The organism is Terriglobia bacterium, assembly GCA_020072645.1.
Lineage (GTDB): Bacteria > Acidobacteriota > Terriglobia > Terriglobales > Acidobacteriaceae > Angelobacter.
Genome location: JAIQGK010000009.1, coordinates 126,784 through 145,018, shown reverse-complemented (window position 1 = coordinate 145,018; position 18,235 = coordinate 126,784). Strand labels below are relative to the sequence as shown.

Below are 18,235 nucleotides of genomic sequence, written 5' to 3'. Positions count from 1 at the left end.
CCGTGGCTGAGATTAACCCTGCGGGACGAGATGCACCGGGCACAGGATCTTAGCCTTTTATCTCCTTGAACGTCATTTCCTTCGCTTTGCTTCTGGTCTTGCGTTTCCAGGCGGCGAACAGCTCCGCGTAAGACTCTTTCAGGTAACTTTTAACGGAAATGTTCAGGCGCCTGGCGGTGGCGTCAATCCACTTGGCTTGGCCTTCAATTTCGCCAAAGTTGCCGATGGGCGTTTCGTCGATCACAACGTGGTCGTTAGAGTCGGCCCATTCACTGCGGAACTTTTCATAGCGGAAGCTGGGGCTGAAGCCGACCGCTTCAATGATCCGGCCCATGGCATCGCCGTTTTTCACCTGGGTTTCAATCTCCCGGCGGGACTTATGCCGCCCAGATTGCCTCCCACTACGGTCCTTGTAAGTCAGTGTCCAGCGCGGGCCATACTCGCGAAGCCGGAGCAGGGCTTCCCGCCGACGGAGTTTGCCCCCGGGCTGGTCATAGAGAGTATTCATCTCATGGGTGCGGGGGGTGATCAGACGGAATCCAGAGGTCTGGAGGGCGGCAGTGAGGGCGTCAATGTCGTCGATCTTGAACTTGATCTCGACTTCGCGATCGGTAGCCATGCCGCCAGTATAAAGAAAAGGTGTCCTTGGTACATTGTGCCGAAAACGCTGAAAGATGGCTTGCCTGGTTACCTCAGAAATGTCCTTTTTCACAATTTTTTGAAAAATAAGCTATTTTTTAAGCAATTCATTTAAAATCAATTATTTACAAGAGAAAAATGTACCCTTTTCTGAACAACTGCTTTCCAGCCACAGGCATCTTACTTTGGGTCGTGAATTAAGGTAACTGGCCTAACCTTAGGAGCTTAGCGGTAATCCCCAGTGTTGTAAAAAAGACACGCTAGGAGTTTGGGAGAATATAAGGCGGTTGCCACCCATCCTTATGATTCCATACAATTAGCGTCGATATGAACACAGGGGAACCCAGATTCTGTATGTCAAGGAGTTTGCATGAACAGAGTACTGTCCATTCTGGCGGCGGCTTGCTGTATGGCTGCCAACGTGGGGGCGGCACCAGTTCCAAACCACCAACAGCCCCAGGTAAAAAATAGCGCCATCCCCATGGCACTCAGGTCAACCCAGAACCAAACATTGAAGAGTTCAAAGGTTGAACCCAAACCCTATCAGGTCGGAACAGCATCCTGGTATGGCAAGCAGTTTCACGGCAAGACCACGGCCAGCGGCGAGGACTTCGACATGTTCGAATTCACGGCCGCGCACCGGAAGCTCCCCTTGGGAAGCTTTGTAAAGGTGACGAACCTGAAAAATGGCAAGTGGATCATTGTTCGGGTCAATGATCGGGGACCGTACGTTGGAAACCGGATAATGGACCTGAGCTATAGCGCTGCCCGGATGCTCAACTTCCGTGATGGCGTGGAGCGTATCCGTATTGACCTGATTCAGCCGGAAAATATGGCTATGAATCGCGGATATTAGCGCACAATAAGCGAAAAATAAATATACTAGGGAGCATGGCTATTCAGTCTCCTGTGATCGCAGGTCTGCCCGCATCCTCCGGGATGCGGGAGCGCCTCATTGTCGCCCTGGACGTTTCGAGCGCCGCTGAAGCGCAAAAACTTGTAGCCCGTGTTGGCGATGCTGCGGGGATTTACAAGGTAGGACTCCAACTCTTTACCGCCGAAGGTCCCAGCATCGTCCGTGATCTGGTGAGTTCTGGCAGGCGAGTGTTTCTCGATCTAAAACTTCATGACATTCCTACGACTGTGGCTTTGGCCGTGAAGTCGGCTGTGGAGCTTCGCGTCGATATGCTTACCATCCACGGCAGCGGTGGCTCTGCGATGCTGCGGGCGGCTACTGAAGCCGCAGCGGGACGGCTCAACCTTCTGGCAGTCACCGTCCTAACCAGCCTGAACGATGAAGACATGCAGGAAATTGGCGTGTCCGGACGCGTATCTGACCAGGTTCTCCGTATGGCCGCCTTGGCGAAAAGCGCAGCCTGCCAGGGAATTGTTACGTCGCCGCGTGAATCTCTGATGGTGAGAAAAGCTCTGGGCGAAGGTTTTGCCATTGTCACGCCGGGCATCCGTCCGGCAGGTGCAGAAACCAACGACCAGCAAAGGACTGCGACTCCAGCGCAGGCAATCAGCAATGGAGTAAGCCACATTGTTGTGGGTCGGCCGATTACCCATGCTGCAGATCCCGCCAAGGCCGCCGCAGCGATAATTTCTGAAATGGAGCAGGCAAGAATCAGCAGATGACTACGTTCTAGGCTTAGCTCTACAATACCTTCCTGGCGAGGTACTCACATGCGTGGCGTGATCTTCTTCCTGATGGCTTCGGCAATCGCGGTTTCAGCCCAAGCGGTTTCATCGCAGAACGCGTCAACCGAGAATGTCTCAGCCCAGAGCGCGTCTTCTCAGACCAGTGATTCCGCTGTTACTGCTACCAGCAGTGATCCGGCCGTGCAACAAATAGTCGTACCCGCCGGCACGCAGGTATTGCTTCACCTGAGGAGTCCTATTGACACCAAGACGGCCAAGGTCGGCGACGGCGTTTATTGCCAGACCAGCTTTCCCGTAACCCAGAACAATGTAGCCGTGATCCCCGCAGGAACGTATGTGAAAGGTAAGATTGCCCAGGTCAAGCGGGCGGGAAGGATCAAAGGCCGGGCCGAGATTTTGTTCAACTTCACAACAATGATTTTCCCGAACGGTTATACCATCGACCTGCCTGGAGCGCTGGAAAATGCGCCGGGCTCCCGCAACAGCACCGTCGCAGACAAAGAAGGGACGGTAAAGGCCGACAGCCAGAAAGGCAAAGATGCAGGCACCGTTGCCAAAACGGGCGCTACCGGAGCCGTGATTGGAGCTGTAGCTTCAGGTGGAAAAGGCGCTGGCATTGGCGGACTGGCAGGCGCTGCTGTTGGTTTGGGACAGGTGCTGTTCACGCGCGGCCAGGACGTGCGTATCGATCAGGATACTGCTCTTGAAATGGTGCTTGAGCGTCCGCTTACGGTGGATATTATGAATGCCAGTCCGGCCCAGGCGGAGAACTCAATCAGGCCTCGAGTGACGAATAATCGGCTGGCGATGCCCCGCACTCCAGCACCAAAATAGACGCACTCATCATCGCAAAGCGCGGTAATGGTTATTAACGCGCTTTGGTGGATCAAAATCTTCGCTTCCAATTTTAATATCCACTTATTTCCCTCTCTACTGATATTGGAAGGCATCTGTCCTATCCAATCCATAGATTCCATTGAATCAATCACTTATCTTCTACTGGAAATGGAACTCTGCTTGCACAAAACAAACCAAGCTTCGCGTGCCGGATATTTTTACGACTATTCAGCAAAACGGCATCTTTGCTTTACATTTATTCGAATTTTTCTTAATTTCGCACGAAAAACTTTCGGTTTCCTTTAGGAGGGAAGTGAGATGTTAAAGAAGGTAGCCTTTTCCCCGTTAATGCTGTCGCTGCTTGTTCTGGTGTTTGCAGCGACCGCATTTTCCCAAACGACAGCCAGTATCCAAGGAACGGTATCAGATCAAAGCGGCGCCGCGGTAGTTGGCGCCAAGGTGACGGTGAAGAACACAGCTCTGGGAATTGAGCGCACCACGCAGACCAATTCCTCTGGATCCTATGAAGTTCCTGCTCTGCCGCCAGGAAACTACACCGTTCAAGTAGAGCAGACAGGCTTTGAGACACAAGTGGCTAAAAATCTGGTGCTTCAGGTCAGCCAGAACTCTGTCCAGAACTTTGGTTTGAAGGTGGCGAGCACCTCAGAAGTTGTCACAGTTGAAGCAACCGCACCGATAATCGAATCGACGACGATTACAGTCGGACAAACCATTAACCAGCGGACGGTGCAGGAGATCCCATTGAATGGGCGTCATTTTGTAGACTTGGGTCTGCTGATTCCCGGTTCAGTCACTCCGCCGCAGAACGGCTTTCTCACCGCTCCTCTTCGCGGCCAGGGATCATTTGCCTTCAACACGGCAGGCAATCGCGAAGACACCGTTAACTTCATGGTAAATGGCATCAACCTGAATGACATGGTGCAGAACCAGATTACGTTTCAGCCTTCGATCAACACGGTTTCCGAATTCAAGGTGGATAACTCTACCTACAGCGCTGAGTATGGCCGCAACTCCGGCGCAATCGTAAACATCGCGACGCGCTCTGGATCTAATGATTACCATGGCGAGGTCTTTGAATTCATCCGCAACAACGCTCTGGATGCCAGAAATTTCTTTAATCCAGTTGGAACTGCCATGTCGCCCTTTAAGCGCAACCAGTTTGGCGCTGCGTTTGGCGGACCGATTAAACAAAACAAGACTTTCTTTTTCCTGAGCTATGAAGGACTTCGCCAGCGCCAGGGACTGACGCTGAGCACCAACGTTTTGTCGGCGACACAACGCGCCACGGTTACGGCGGGTGGGAATGCCACCAGCCAGGCAATTCTCGGTTTGATCCCGACTGCTAATGATCCTACCGGTACGAAATTCCTGGGCTCCGCTACCGCCCCAGTTGATATCGATCAGGGAACCGCAGACATCAGCCACAACTTCACCAGCAACCTGAGACTGCACGGCTACTATGCCGCGCAACATGACCTGCGCCAGGAGCCCACGTTGCAGGGCAACACCATACCAAATTTCGGCGATACGCGTGAGTCGAAGCGGCAGATTGCTACCCTCGGCCTGGATCAGACGCTGTCTTCCAGCATGGTGAATGAAGCCCGCCTGGGTTTCAACCGCATACACATCACGTTTTCGCCCAATGACACGACGAACCCCGTAGCTTTTGGTATTCAGGACGGACTTAATTTCAATGCTGGGTTGCCGCAAATCACCATCGGAGGGACTGGTGTTAATCTGGGCGGACCTACTGGTTTCCCCCAGGGGCGTGGTGATACAACCGCAGTGGTTGCTGATACGCTGAGCTACATCAAAGGGCGCCACTCCTTCAAGTTTGGCGGAGAGTTCCGCCGCTTCTACAACAATAACTTCAACGGTGACCCGGGCACATTGGCGTTTAACAGCATCACTGATTTTGCCGCCGGTCGCGCTTTGAGCTTTACGCTATCGGCCGGAAACCTGCCAAGCCGCATCGCTACTGGCGAATTGGGGTTCTTTGCCCAGGACAGCTGGAAGGTTTTTCAACGGTTGACCCTGGAACTCGGGCTGCGCTATGACTGGAACCAGACGCCTACGGAAGCTCTGGATCGATTCTCAAACCTGATTGTTAGCGGTGGGCAAGCCAACCTTGTTCAAGTCAGCTCACCATACAAACAGAACAATATGAACTTCCAGCCTCGTCTGGGGTTCGCGTTTGACGTATTCGGATCTGGCAAGACAATCGTGCGTTCTGGCTATGCGATTCTGACCGATCAGCCCATTACCAATCTCGTGACAGGTTTGACGGGAAATCCGCCGTTTGGGAACCCCCAGGCATTTAATGGTGTCGCTTCGAACCCATTAAGCCGCACAACGTATAACACGCTCTTGGTGGATGCGAAGGCCGGCGGCTTGGCGCCAACGGTTGTTGATCCTAATTTCAACAATTCATATGTTGAATCCTATAACTTGAACATCCAGCAACAAATCAATAAGAGCTGGAGCATGATGGTGGGTTACTTTGGGTCGGAAGGGCACGACCTTCGCACCAGAGTGAACCTGAACCAATTTGTGGCCTTTGGTCCTGGACCAACATTCACAGGAATTCGGCCGTTTCCGACTCTATCTGCCACCAGCCCAATTCTGCCTGGAGCAAACGTCGGCAACATCTCGGACAACGTCAGCAATGGCAATTCGTCTTATAACGCGTTATGGATCAGCTCAAACATGCGTCCATGGCACGGGTTGCAGTTCAATGCTTCCTATACCTATTCCAAGTCAATCGATTTCACCTCACAAAACGGGCAAGGTGTTGTGGTCCAGGACAGCTCCAACCCCGCTGGAGACAGAGGGCTTTCTGACTTCGACGCGCGCAATCGCTTTGTCGTGAACTTCATCTATGATTTGCCGGCCTTCCGGCACAATCGTCTATTTGAAGGTTGGCAATTGGGAAGCATTATTTCCGACCAGAGCGGCAACCCGGTCGATCTGGTGGTTACCGGCATTTCCGGGCTCACCGGCTTAGCAACCTTGCGCCCCGACCAGATTGGTGCGGTTCAGATTGTGAATCAGCCAACCTCAAATGGCAACATTCAATACTTTGCGCCGTCGCTCTGCGATCCAACCCGGGCGTTTTCACCGAGTTGCTCGGGAGCCACGTTCTCAATTTCAACCACGTCCGGTACTTTGCACTTTGGCAACCAAGGCCGTAACTCGATCATTGGACCGGGCTTCAACAACGTGGACTTTTCGTTGATTAAGAAGACCAAGATCAACGAACGGTTTTCACACGAAATGCGTTTCGAGGCTTTTGACCTTCTCAATCATCCAAACTTTGGTCAGCCCGGTCGCGGAGCACAACTCGTAGCCACAAACCCGGCACTGCCAGTAAGCGCAACAAATCCGTTGATTCCCGTTTCGACGTTTGGAGTAATTAGCAGTACCCGCTTCCCAACCGGCGATTCTGGGTCTTCACGGCAGTTGCAGTTCGCGATGAAGCTGATCTTCTAGATTGTAGTTCTTTAATAGTTCCAAATTGAAATCGCACCGGTTTTAGCCGGTGCGATTTTTTATTACTAATTAAATAAAAAGTGTATCGTGCTACTCACGATAGTTCATTAATACGTGGTTGCCAACCTGTTTCGGATGTGCCGAATAGTTACAGGAGAAAACAAATATATATGGGGTCCTCTTGGAAAATCTCCGACCAGATCTGCCCATAACGTTTCACCCGATGCGCGGTCGCTTCAAACTTGGCCATCGTGCCAACAACGAACGGCTCGATCAATGTATTCTCGTCGAGTTCAACAGATCTGTTGTTGGATATCTTTGGATATTTCGCGCCCTAAAAGGCCACCCATTTCGGATATTGTCCGAAGTTTGTGGCGAAATTCGACTCTTAGAGTGGGCTGGATGTTTGTATCCGGCCCACAGCTTTTCTACAGAAGACATCAGATGGATGCCCAGCCTGCCTTAGTTTAGTATTGGACTGAAGAATTCACCGATGCTAAAGAAAGCCTGATGAACTACATTTCCCGGCAGAAACAACTTGCAACGTTGCTGCGCAGAGGCGGATTTGACGCACTGCTGATCACTCATCTGCCAAATGTTCTTTATCTTTGCGGGTTCACCGGGACGGCGGGAGTCCTGCTTTTTCAGGTGACCGATCGCGCGCACAAAGCCACTTTCTATACCGATGGCCGCTACGATCAGCAGGCCCATGACGAGGTACAAAGCGCCAAGGTGGTAGTGGGCAAGAAGGCGGCGTTTACTGAGGGCTGCGAAGGCGCGCAGAAAGCCAAAGTTCGCACGCTGGGCTTTGAAGCAGACCACCTTAGCTACAGCGCATACAAGCAAATGGGAATGACAGTGCGCGGCAAGACCAGACTCAAGCCGGCGGCTGGACTGGTGGAGCAGTTGCGGCTGATTAAAGATGCGGACGAAATTGGCCAGATTCGCGCATCCGTGCTGCTGGCAGCCAGCTTGTTCCAGACGGCGCTGTCGGTGATCAAGCCTGGAGTGGCGGAAACGCAGGTTGCCGGCGAACTGGAATTGCAGGCACGACGCGCCGGGGCGGAGAAAATGTCGTTTGACACGATTGTGGCTGCGGGATCGCGCTCAGCCCTGCCGCATGGGCGCGCATCGGCGCAACCCATTCCCCCGCAAGGATTTATTATCCTGGATTACGGTGTTATACTCGCAAGTTACTGTTCCGACATGACTCGTACTGTGCATGCCGGACCGGTTTCCCGGTCGCACAGGCGCATGTATGAGGCCGTGAGGGAAGCCCAACTTGCTTCGATTGCCGCCGTCAGGCCTGGGGTAGAAACCGGTGAAGTGGACCGTGCCGGGCGTGAGGTACTCAAGAAAGCGGGCTTTGACGCTTACTTTACCCATTCCACGGGGCACGGAGTGGGAATTGAGGTCCATGAGCAGCCTAGGCTGGCCAAGGGCCAAACCCAAAAACTTGCGCCGGGGATGGTCGTAACGATTGAGCCGGGCATCTACATTCCTGAAGAGGGTGGAGTCCGCATCGAAGATATGGTTCTTGTCACTGAAACCGGACACGAAGTCCTGACGCCTACCGCAAAGGACCTGATCACGCTTTAACTTCATAAGGGGGAGCCGCTTTCGCCGCAGTTGCGAGCGATGAGGGCAGAGAAGAGCCAAATACATTCATGAATCAGAAAGAGCTGAAAGAGCTTATCGATTTCCTGATAGAAAAAGATATTTCGGAGTTTGAGCTTGAGCGCGGGGACGTAAAGGTCCGCATTAAGCGAGGCGGCGAGATGGCGGCCCCGGTGATAACACATGCCGTGCCGATGGCGGCCATGCCGATGACGGCTTCTCCAGCCCAAGCCAGCCATGCGCCTGCCTCGGCAGCTCCGCCTGCAAGCGCTCCACCGCCCCCCAAGGCAGCCGCGGAAGAAGAGCTGCATACGGTGAAATCTCCGATAGTCGGAACATTCTATGAAGCCCCCGGTCCGGGCGCTTTGCCCTTTGTGAAACCCGGTGATCAGGTGGCCGCAGGCCAGGTGCTTTGCATCATCGAGGCCATGAAGCTCATGAATGAAATTGAAGCTGACGCCTCCGGCGAAGTGGTGAAGGTGCTGGTCAACAATGGACAGCCGGTTGAATACGGACAACCGCTCTTTGCGATACGGCCAAGAAAGTAATAAGCGACATTTGGGCGGCGAAGCCGGATGGAGCGCTGAGCCGCAAGTATCAGGTGCAAGACGAATTCCCGGCTATTGCGAGCCCTGAAGCGGTGTGGAGCGAAGCGACAGAAATCAATGTTCAAGAAGATTTTGATAGCGAACCGTGGTGAAATTGCCCTGCGCGTGATCTGCGCCTGCAAAGAGCTGGGCGTGAAGACCGTTGCCGTTTACAGTGACGCTGACCGAAACTCGCTCCACGTACGCTTTGCCGATGAAGCCATTTGCATTGGGCCGCCGCGCTCTTCTGAAAGCTATCTCAATATTCCTGCCGTGATCAGCGCGGCTGAAATCACCAACGTTGACGCCATTCATCCGGGCTATGGACTGCTGAGCGAAAATGCAAATTTCGCGGAAGTCTGCGAGAGTTCGCATATCAAATTTATTGGGCCGCCGCCGGAAGTCATCCGACTGATGGGCGAAAAAGAAAAAGCGCGCCAGGCGATGAAGAAAGCCAAGGTCCCGATCCTGCCGGGATCGGACGGCGTGATTGCCACGGCAGAAGAAGCGCGGGAGTGGGCCACGCAAATCGGCTATCCAGTGATTGTGAAGGCGTCTGCCGGGGGTGGCGGGCGCGGTATGCGCGTCATCCGCAATGAATCCGAGCTTGAGGGCTCGTTTAACTCTGCGCAATCCGAGGCCGCAGCGGCTTTTGGCAACGGCAATCTCTACATGGAAAAATTTATCGAGCAGCCGCGCCATATTGAATTCCAGGTGCTGGGCGACTCACATGGACGCGTGATCAGCCTGGGTGAGCGCGAATGCAGCATCCAGCGCAGACACCAGAAGCTGCTGGAAGAATCACCTTCCACGCGCGTAACAGAAGAGATGCGCAGCGAAATCGGCAAGGGATTGGAAAAGTCTCTGTCTGAAATCGGTTACGTCAATGCCGGCACGGTCGAATTTCTGATGGACGAAGACGGCAGTCTCCACTTTATTGAGATGAACACACGCATCCAGGTGGAGCATCCGGTCACGGAGATGGTGACGAGCCTCGATCTGGTGAAATCGCAGATCCTGCTGGCCACGGGCGCCAAAATTACTGACATCATTCCCAAGATTGACCGCAAAGGCCAGCGCGGACACGCCATTGAGTGCCGCATCAACGCCGAACATCCGGAAAAATTCACGCCCTCCGCGGGCAAGATCAAGACGTTCCACATTCCCGGCGGGCTGGGCGTGCGCGTGGACACCGCCGCTTATGCCGAGGGTGTGATCCCGCCTTATTACGATTCGCTCATTGCCAAGCTGATTACCTTTGGCAAGGACCGTCCCGAGGCTATTATGCGCATGCAGCGCGCGCTGGAAATGTTTATCGTGGAAGGCATTCATACCACGATCCCTCTACACCGCCGTATTCTGGCGGATGCCGAATTCCGTGCCGGCAACATTGATACCAAATACGTTGAGCGGCTGCTGGCGCGCATGCAGGAAGAGCGCGCTGAAGTGGTCGCGCTCACCTAAGCAGCGATCAAGTTTCCCGGGCAAAATTAATTTTGTGGCGCTAAATTAATTTTTTTGCGCGAACAGAAAACTTTTTCAACAATCTGCGCGAATTTCTGCACCTTACCTTAACCCCCGATCATCTATTCAACAGATGCAAAAAATTTACAACCCTCGGGAGGCGGGAATGACGATCAAGTTCGCAGACGGCACACACATTGAAATTGCAGCAACAGCTTTTGATGACTTCGTCAAACACGACCTCAAGTGGGCGGAGTTTGTGCACGGCCGCGCGACGGTGAAAAAGCTGGCATGCAATGACTCCCGCAAGCTGGTGCCTGCTGCGGCAAGCCTTGGACGGAGCGTACATCCTTGCCCGGCCGGCGGCTGCTGATAACCTCACCACTGATTTGAAAAAGCCGAAAATCTTACCGCTGATAACACTGATCTCCAGCAAAACCCAAAAGCTTACCGCTGATAAACGCGGATGAAACTGATCTGCACGGATAAAAGTAAATTGATTTTGTTCAGTTTCATGGCGCTGACACTGATCGATGCGTCATAGCTGAATCCCACATCCTCTTTATCTTGATCCGCTACAATCCATGTTGATCGGTGGCATGCATTTGCTTTTTTCAGATCCGTGTAAGTTTTTATCCTTTTGTGTGTCTTCACTGCTTGAAAGGACATCACAGTATTCATGCTTCCTCAAAGAAAACTTGGCAAACAAGGCTTAAAGGTTTCGGCGCTTGGTCTCGGCTGCATGGGCATGTCAGAGTTTTATGGCGCGGGCGACGAGCAGGAATCCATCGCAACCATCCATCGTTCCATCGAACTGGGCTGCACGTTTCTTGATACGGCCGACATGTACGGCTCCGGCAAAAATGAAGAGCTGGTGGGGCGCGCCATCAAAGACCGTCGGCAGAAAGTCGTGCTGGCCACCAAGTTCGGCAACGTGCGCGGACCGAATGGCGAATTCCTGGGCGTAAAAGGCACGCCGGAATACGTGAAGCAGGCCTGCGATGCCAGCCTGAAGCGCCTGGGCATTGACGTGATCGATCTTTACTATCAGCATCGCGTCGATAAAACCGTGCCTATTGAAGACACCGTGGGCGCCATGGCCGAACTAGTCAAGGCCGGTAAGGTGCGTTATCTGGGATTGTCCGAGGCGTCGCCCAAAACGATTCGCCGCGCGCACAAGATCCATCCCATTTCCGCGCTGCAGACCGAGTACTCACTGTGGGAGCGTGATCCCGAAGATGAAATCCTGGCCACCGTGCGCGAACTCGGCATCGGCTTTGTGTCTTACAGTCCGCTCGGTCGCGGCTTTCTTACCGGGCAATTCAAGCGCTTTGAAGACCTGGCTGCAGACGACTTCCGCCGCATGTCTCCGCGCTTTCAAGGCGAAAACTTCCAGAAGAACCTTGACCTGGTGGCGAAGATAGAAGAGATTGCGCGCGAGAAAAAGTGCACTGCCGCTCAGCTTGCCCTCGCGTGGGTACTGGCGCAGAGAGACGACATCGTGCCCATTCCCGGAACCAAGCGCCGCAAATATCTGGAAGAGAACCTGGAGGCCATCAGCATCAAGCTAACGCCGGACGATCTGGCACGCATCGATAAAGTTGCCCCCAAGGGCGTTGCCGCGGGCATGCGCTATGCGGAGCGAGCGATGGCAGCATTGGATAGATAAAAAGCGGCTCTTGGCTCTTAGCTTTTGGCTTTGTGGCGCCGACTCAGAACAGGCGCAGCCAGGCGTCTGCTTACTTGCTTCTCCCGCCCATCCGCAAGAGCAGCGTAAATCCCACCATCCACGTAACAATCACAATGATGAGGATGAAATGGGCTTCCCTTGCATTCGCCGGCATCGGCACAGATTCAAACGGAGGGTAAGGACTGACGTGCTCTTGCAGGGCGTTCATGTGCGGATTAGCACTGATTGTATCACGTCCTAAATGTACCGTGGTCAATTCAGTGCGAAACCCGTACAAGAACATTGTTGGCCAAAGACACCGAACTCGAGCGCAAATTCTTTGCCGCCCTGGGACAGCGTATTCAGGTCCTGCGAAAGCGCCGCGGCTACAGCCAGGAAGACATGATTTCCTTTGGCTATACCGTGCGCTACTGGCAGCGGCTCGAGTCCGGCAAGCCCATCACTCTGCGGACGTTGCTGCGCATCTGCGGCATCCTGGGCACGACCGCGGAAACCGTAGTGCGCGGATTGGGTCCGGAAGCCGTTAAAAGACCTGTCAAACGCTAGGCTGCGCGGCGTTCGTAGAAGGATTTGAGGCCTTTTCGAATCACAATTGTAAGGAACAATAGAAGAAACCAACGCCATTCTTCTTCCCGATGTAACAAGCCCAGCCCGGCGAACACCAGTTGCATCCCCGCCAAGGTCCAGAACAGAACGTTCTGGGTGCTTCGCCACTTCATGCTGTCCCAAACACTCCAGCTTACGACGGCACCTGCCAGCAGAAACTTGGCCCCGAGCAGCGTAACGTCCAATGTCCGTCCGAACTTCGCCATGGGGGCAGGGAAGACCGCGTTCAGCAGGACCATGATGCTAAAGATCGCCACGGCAAGAGCGGGTATAACAAACTGCTCAGCTTGAACGCCTTTCTTGGGCGACGTTACCACAGCATATTGCCGCTCAAAGCAGTCGCGGCATAGCTTGTCCATGCCTGCCAGTTCGCAACCGCATTCAGGACATTTTGCCATCGTGGCCAAAGTGTATCGTCGGCCAGCGGCGGCAACAACGGTACCGATGGGCTGCACCGACCAGGACGAACCGGTAATTGAATCTATACGCCGGTTGTCCAGGAATGATGGCGGGCAGGCAAGATCGATATCTGGTATCTATTGCTTGCGCTTTCGCGCCGCCGCAATTGATTCCTTGAGCGCCGCGGCCATGTCAGCATCTTCGGTCATCACGTGCGCGGGCTTCGGCATGTGCGACTCGCGGCCCAGCCAAGCCCTTACGGCATCGCGATCGGCCACTGTGAACCTGCCTTCGCGCCGCACCGGCATTCCTTCACTGGCCCAGCGATGCGCCGTCGCCACTGGAATTCCGAGAAAACTGGCGATGGCGGTCCAGCCTTTGAGAGAGCCGTCAGCCTCCGCGACAGGCAGTTTTTTATTTGAAGGCTTCTTTTTGAGGGCCTTATGTTTCACAGCTTGCTTTTATAGCACGGTGCGCATATCGCCAGTTTCAGAGATAATAGCGCCGCCAGACCAAGGAGAGGTCAAATGCGAATCCTGGTTTTAACTCTTGTCCTGACCGCGATGGCGGCATGTGCCGCCGCGCAATGCCCGGTTTCAGGAGATGCAAGCGCGTGTGCGACGCCGCCAACGTCACAGCGACCCAGCAAGCCGGCCGTTGCCGCTAAGGCAGCCAAACCCATGCAGCCTACGGGCAAAGCACCTGCTCCGGCATCGCCGACGCCGGCCAACGCGACGGACTCAATCACCCGGACCCAGGCCGACGCCATCCTGGTTGAGTTGAAGGAGATCCATACCCTGCTGCAGAAACAGCAGCCGGCTGCGCCGGAGATCGATTTCTCGAAATTCGATTTCGATTCCTTTCTTCAGGTCAAGCTGGCTGCGGATGGCCGCAGGGACAACAAGCTGGGCAAAGACGAAGCTCCAGTCACGATCGTGGAGTTCAGCGATTACCAGTGCAGCCACTGCGTCAAGTTCCACAGCGAGACTTTCGACGCGATTAAGACGAAATACATTGATACCGGTAAGGTGCGGTTTGTGAGCCGCGACCTGCCGCTCTTCTTCCATCCCTGGGCCATGGTTGCAGCTGAGGCTTCCCGCTGTGCCGGAGAGCAGCAGAAGTACTGGCAGATGCGCGATGCGCTCATGCGCCGATCAGAAGAGCTTTCGCCTGCTGTAATCGAGCAGGTGGCCCGGTCGATGCCGCTTGATATGGTCCTGTATCGCGAATGTGCTGAGTCGCGGAAGTACTACTCCGCCATTCGCGCCGACCAGGAGGCGGCCATGGGAGCGCAGATTCCCGCCACGCCTGGTTTTGTCATCGGCAAGACCGTTGATAATGTAACCGCAGGCAAGCGGGTGATGGGAGCACTTCCGCTGGCCGACTTTGAAAAGCTGATTGAAGAAGCGCTGGCGGCGAAGCCCTGATGCTGAAGGTTCCGCCTCTTTACTCGATTATTGACTTTGGCTTCTTTGCCGCCAAGCCCGACCCCATCACGGCCATCGTCCGGTATGCGGAGGAGTTGATAGAGGCAGGCGCGACGTTGATTCAGCTTCGCGATAAATCTCAGCCGGAGCATCCACGAAGATTTCTAAGCTGTGCGCGGGAGCTGCGCCGCATAACGCTCGACAGGGCAACATTGATCATCAACGATCGTGTCGACATCTGCCTTGCGGCCGACGCTGACGGAGTTCATCTGGGACAGGACGATCTCTCGCCTGAGTCGGCACGGAGGATCTTTGATCAGGTGAAAGATGGAAAGACCCGAGTCATCGGCTTTTCTACTCACACCCTCGCGCAACTTCGCGAAGCTGACACTCTTCCGATCGACTACATTGCCATTGGGCCGGTGTTTGCCACGGGATCAAAAGCTAATCCTGATCCGGTAATAGGACTGGACGGCGTGAGGCAGGCGCGGCAGGCTACGAAGAAACCCTTAGTCGCCATTGGCGGCATTACCCGCCAGAATTGCTCTCAGGTAAAGGCCGCAGGCGCGGACGCAGTGGCCGTGATTTCTGACCTTCTTGAGTCCCCGGCAAAAGCAGTTGCGGATTTTCTGCGCGTTTTGGGGTAAAACATACAGAACACTATGCCTTCATCCGTGGAAGTTCGCACCACGCCGCCTCAGGGCGCATCTGGCGCGCCTGAATTGGTAAAAGGCCTGGGACTCACCAGTGCCACCACCCTGGTCATGGGATCAATGATCGGTTCCGGCATCTTTATTGTGTCGGCGGAGATTGCCCGCGAGGTCAACTCTCCCGCGCTGCTGATTGGCGCGTGGCTGGTCACCGGCTTTATGACGATTGTGGGCGCGCTCTCATACGGCGAGCTTGCCGCCATGATGCCCCGCGCCGGTGGACAATACGTTTATCTGCGTGAATCACTGGGGTCACTCTGGGGCTTCTTGTATGGATGGACTTTGTTCCTCGTTATCCAGACCGGGACAGTGGCCGCCGTGGGCGTGGCGTTCGGCAAATTCCTGGGATATTTCTTCCCCTCAGTCTCCGCTGAAAATTGGATCCTGCACATCGCGCATGTTCCGCCGATCCCCATTGGCCCCATGGTGCTGGGCAACATGGATGTGGGCCTGAACACGCAGAACCTTTGCGGCATTGTGATTGTGATTTTTCTCACGGTGCTGAATATTTTTGGATTGAAGCTGGGCGCTGCCGTGCAGAACCTGTTTACCATTGCCAAGGTATCGGCGCTGGCAGGCCTGGTGATCACGGGCCTTTTCATTGCTCGAAACGCGCAGGCCATTGCGGCGAACTTTGGCAACTTCTGGCGTCTGGGTTCGCCGCACTCAGCCACCGGCACCGCCGCTGGACCATTTGTTGGCGTGTTGACGATTTTGGCCGTGGCGCAGGTAGGGTCGCTGTTCTCCGCAGATGCATGGAACAACGTGACGTTTACCGCCGGTGAGGTAAAAGATCCCAAACGTAATTTACCGCTTTCTTTGGCGATCGGGACCGGCGTCGTGATTTTGCTTTACGTCGCTTCGAACTTTATTTATCTGGCGCACCTGCCTTTTGACGGCAACATGAACGGCGCAGACGTTGTGAGCCGCGGCATCAAGTATGCAGCTTCAGATCGCGTGGGTACCGCCGTCTTGCAGCAGATGTTTGGCTCCAGCGGTGGCGGACTGATGGCCATCGCCATTCTGATTTCCACGTTTGGCTGCTGCAACGGGCTGATCCTGAGTGGCGCTCGCGTTTACTACGCCATGGCCAAAGACGGCCTGTTTTTTAAATCGACGGGGAAAGTTCATCCCAAGTACCTGACGCCGAAGAATGCGCTGATTGTGCAGGGAATCTGGACATGCATTCTGTGCCTCTCCGGGACCTATGGACAGTTGCTGGACTACATCATTTTTGCCGTGTTGGTCTTTTATATATTGACGATCGGTGGTCTGTTTGTTTTGCGGCGCACCAAACCAGAGGCCGAAAGGCCGTATCGTGCCATCGGCTATCCGGTGCTGCCGGCCATTTATATTGTGATGGCTTTATTCATCGATATCGTATTATTGCTCTACAAACCGCAATACACATGGCCGGGCTTGATCATCGTTCTGCTGGGAATTCCGGTCTATTTCGTGTGGTCGCGCCGTAGCGCGGGTGCACAAGCCTAAACCTACAAAAGGAGAAACTCTGCATGGCCAATATTCTGGCTACGAAGCCGATGGACGTGTTGCTCGCCGAATCCAAGGAGGAAAACGAGCACAGCCTGAAGCGCGCGCTGGGGCCGATCAATCTGATCACGCTTGGCATCGGCGCGATTATCGGCGCAGGAATTTTTGTTCTGACCGGAGCAGCAGCGGCCCAATATGGCGGTCCGGGCATTGTTCTCTCATATATCTTTGCAGGGACGGGCTGCGTTTTTGCCGGTTTGTGCTATGCAGAATTTGCCGCTCTTATTCCCATCGCCGGCTCTGCCTACACGTATGGCTACGCCACGCTGGGTGAAATCTTTGCCTGGATCATTGGCTGGGACCTGATCCTGGAATACGCCTTCGGCGCGGCCACGGTCGCTTCCGGATGGGCCGGCACGATCGTCGCATTCCTGCAGGGCTTCGGCATCAATCTGCCTCCCAAGTTGATTAACGTGCCGGGAACGCAGATGGTCCTGTACAAGAACAACTGGATGCCGCTGGCCACTATTCAGAAAACTCTGACGGATTCGGGAATCGATTGGCACACTCTGCCGCATGTCACGGCCGTTTTTAACCTTGTGGCATTTCTTGGAATTTTGATGGTGACCACAGTTTTGGTGATCGGCATCAAGGAGTCGGCAAATTTCAACTCCGCAATTGTGTTTGTGAAGCTGGCGGCCGTGCTCATTTTCATTGCTGTTGCCGGTAATTACGTGTCGCACCACATGGCCCAGGCTAAAGCCAATTGGACGCCCTTTATCCCGCCCAACACCGGCACTTACGGAATCTACGGATGGTCAGGCATTGCCCGAGGAGCCGCCGTCGTCTTTTTCGCTTATATCGGTTTTGACGCGGTTTCTACCGCGGCGCAGGAAGCAAAAAATCCGCAGAAAGATATGCCGATCGGGATCCTCGGCTCTCTGGCAGTCTGCACCGTGCTCTATATTGTTGTTTCGTTGTTGCTCACGGGTGTTGTTCACTATTCGCAGCTCAATGTGGCGGCTCCGGTTTCGCTCGCCATGTCCCTGACCGGCGTCTGGTGGGGAAGCCTGCTGGTGAACGTTGGCGCGATTGCCGGTTTAAGTACGGTGATGCTGGTCATGTTGCTGGGGCAGTCTCGCGTGTTTTATTCCATGTCGCGTGACGGCTTGTTGTGGAAGTGGGCCGGCGAAATTCATCCAAAATTCCGTACGCCATGGAAATCCACGATCATTGTCGGCATCTTTGTTGCATTTTTTGCCGCGCTGATTCCAATTGGCGTTCTTGGTGAACTGGTGAGTATCGGCACTTTGCTGGCCTTTGTGATTGTCTGCGCGGGTGTGTGGGTTCTCAGGCGCAAACGTCCTGACATGCCGCGGCCTTTCAAGACCCCGTGGGTTCCCTTTACACCAATTGCTGGGATGCTGGCGGCATTCTGGCTGATGCGCTCCCTTCCGGGTGATACCTGGCTGCGGCTCATCATTTGGCTTGTGATTGGAATGGTGATTTACTTCACCTACGGAATCAAGCACAGCAGGGTGCAGGCAGGGCCGGCAACAGCATTGCAATCGAAATAAATTGACGTATAGTTCTGCC

The 18,235-nt window shown here is 54.4% G+C and carries 18 protein-coding genes; 14 read left to right on the top strand and 4 right to left on the bottom strand.

Annotated features, from left to right (window positions below; translation table 11 throughout):
• Positions 1–49 precede the first annotated feature (49 nt).
• Positions 50–619 carry a class IV adenylate cyclase gene (locus LAO76_14090; GenBank protein MBZ5492058.1) on the bottom strand — a complete coding sequence of 190 codons (570 nt, stop codon included), beginning with the start codon at positions 617–619 and terminating at the stop codon, positions 50–52.
• Between the two features lie 501 nt (positions 620–1,120).
• On the opposite strand from LAO76_14090, the gene LAO76_14085 reads away from it, so the two are divergent.
• The 9 genes from LAO76_14085 to LAO76_14045 all read left to right on the top strand — a co-directional run bounded on the left by LAO76_14085 (position 1,121) and on the right by LAO76_14045 (position 11,985).
• On the top strand, positions 1,121–1,495 hold the full coding sequence (locus LAO76_14085; GenBank protein MBZ5492057.1) for a septal ring lytic transglycosylase RlpA family protein: 375 nt from the start codon (positions 1,121–1,123) through the stop codon (positions 1,493–1,495).
• An 83-nt stretch (positions 1,496–1,578) separates the two neighbouring features.
• Positions 1,579–2,277, top strand: a complete 699-nt coding sequence (pyrF, locus tag LAO76_14080) for an orotidine-5'-phosphate decarboxylase (protein ID MBZ5492056.1) — start codon at positions 1,579–1,581, stop codon at positions 2,275–2,277.
• A 48-nt stretch (positions 2,278–2,325) separates the two neighbouring features.
• Positions 2,326–3,135, top strand: coding sequence for a TrbI/VirB10 family protein (locus LAO76_14075; GenBank protein ID MBZ5492055.1), 810 nt, complete (start codon positions 2,326–2,328; stop codon positions 3,133–3,135).
• Positions 3,136–3,456: 321 nt separating this feature from the next.
• The gene (locus LAO76_14070; protein ID MBZ5492054.1) at positions 3,457–6,648 is read left to right on the top strand and encodes a TonB-dependent receptor; all 3,192 of its coding nucleotides are present in this window, start codon (positions 3,457–3,459) and stop codon (positions 6,646–6,648) included.
• A 510-nt stretch (positions 6,649–7,158) separates the two neighbouring features.
• Positions 7,159–8,247 carry a Xaa-Pro peptidase family protein gene (locus tag LAO76_14065; protein ID MBZ5492053.1) on the top strand — a complete coding sequence of 363 codons (1,089 nt, stop codon included), beginning with the start codon at positions 7,159–7,161 and terminating at the stop codon, positions 8,245–8,247.
• A 68-nt stretch (positions 8,248–8,315) separates the two neighbouring features.
• Positions 8,316–8,813: an acetyl-CoA carboxylase biotin carboxyl carrier protein gene (accB, locus tag LAO76_14060; protein MBZ5492052.1), complete on the top strand. Its 498-nt coding sequence runs from the start codon at positions 8,316–8,318 to the stop codon at positions 8,811–8,813.
• A gap of 117 nt (positions 8,814–8,930) precedes the next feature.
• Positions 8,931–10,316, top strand: a complete 1,386-nt coding sequence (accC, locus tag LAO76_14055) for an acetyl-CoA carboxylase biotin carboxylase subunit (GenBank protein ID MBZ5492051.1) — start codon at positions 8,931–8,933, stop codon at positions 10,314–10,316.
• Between the two features lie 166 nt (positions 10,317–10,482).
• Positions 10,483–10,689 (top strand): hypothetical protein, encoded by a 207-nt coding sequence (locus LAO76_14050; GenBank protein MBZ5492050.1) that lies wholly within the window; start codon positions 10,483–10,485, stop codon positions 10,687–10,689.
• Between the two features lie 306 nt (positions 10,690–10,995).
• Positions 10,996–11,985, top strand: a complete 990-nt coding sequence (locus LAO76_14045; protein ID MBZ5492049.1) for an aldo/keto reductase — start codon at positions 10,996–10,998, stop codon at positions 11,983–11,985.
• Positions 11,986–12,055: 70 nt separating this feature from the next.
• On the opposite strand, the gene LAO76_14040 is transcribed toward LAO76_14045, so the two are convergent.
• On the bottom strand, positions 12,056–12,214 hold the full coding sequence (locus LAO76_14040; protein ID MBZ5492048.1) for a hypothetical protein: 159 nt from the start codon (positions 12,212–12,214) through the stop codon (positions 12,056–12,058).
• A 77-nt stretch (positions 12,215–12,291) separates the two neighbouring features.
• Between LAO76_14040 and LAO76_14035 the strand changes: the two genes are divergently transcribed.
• Positions 12,292–12,552 (top strand): helix-turn-helix domain-containing protein, encoded by a 261-nt coding sequence (locus tag LAO76_14035; protein MBZ5492047.1) that lies wholly within the window; start codon positions 12,292–12,294, stop codon positions 12,550–12,552.
• On the opposite strand, the gene LAO76_14030 is transcribed toward LAO76_14035, so the two are convergent.
• The gene (locus LAO76_14030) at positions 12,549–13,010 is read right to left on the bottom strand and encodes a hypothetical protein (protein MBZ5492046.1); all 462 of its coding nucleotides are present in this window, start codon (positions 13,008–13,010) and stop codon (positions 12,549–12,551) included. The genes LAO76_14035 and LAO76_14030 overlap by 4 nt on opposite strands.
• A 138-nt stretch (positions 13,011–13,148) precedes the next feature.
• A complete protein-coding gene (locus tag LAO76_14025) occupies positions 13,149–13,463 on the bottom strand; it encodes a hypothetical protein (protein ID MBZ5492045.1) in 315 nt (104 codons plus the stop codon).
• Between the two features lie 75 nt (positions 13,464–13,538).
• Here LAO76_14025 and LAO76_14020 point away from each other — a divergent pair, with 75 nt between their 5' ends.
• The 4 genes from LAO76_14020 to LAO76_14005 are packed head-to-tail and all read left to right on the top strand — an operon-like array spanning position 13,539 to position 18,216.
• Positions 13,539–14,438, top strand: a complete 900-nt coding sequence (locus LAO76_14020) for a DsbA family protein (protein ID MBZ5492044.1) — start codon at positions 13,539–13,541, stop codon at positions 14,436–14,438.
• Entirely contained in the window at positions 14,438–15,085 is a 648-nt protein-coding gene (thiE, locus tag LAO76_14015; GenBank protein ID MBZ5492043.1) for a thiamine phosphate synthase, read from the top strand. Before LAO76_14020 ends, thiE begins: the two co-directional genes overlap by 1 nt.
• Before the next feature lie 15 nt (positions 15,086–15,100).
• Positions 15,101–16,639 carry an amino acid permease gene (locus tag LAO76_14010; protein ID MBZ5492042.1) on the top strand — a complete coding sequence of 513 codons (1,539 nt, stop codon included), beginning with the start codon at positions 15,101–15,103 and terminating at the stop codon, positions 16,637–16,639.
• A 23-nt stretch (positions 16,640–16,662) separates the two neighbouring features.
• Positions 16,663–18,216, top strand: a complete 1,554-nt coding sequence (locus LAO76_14005; GenBank protein ID MBZ5492041.1) for an amino acid permease — start codon at positions 16,663–16,665, stop codon at positions 18,214–18,216.
• Positions 18,217–18,235: the final 19 nt, after the last annotated feature.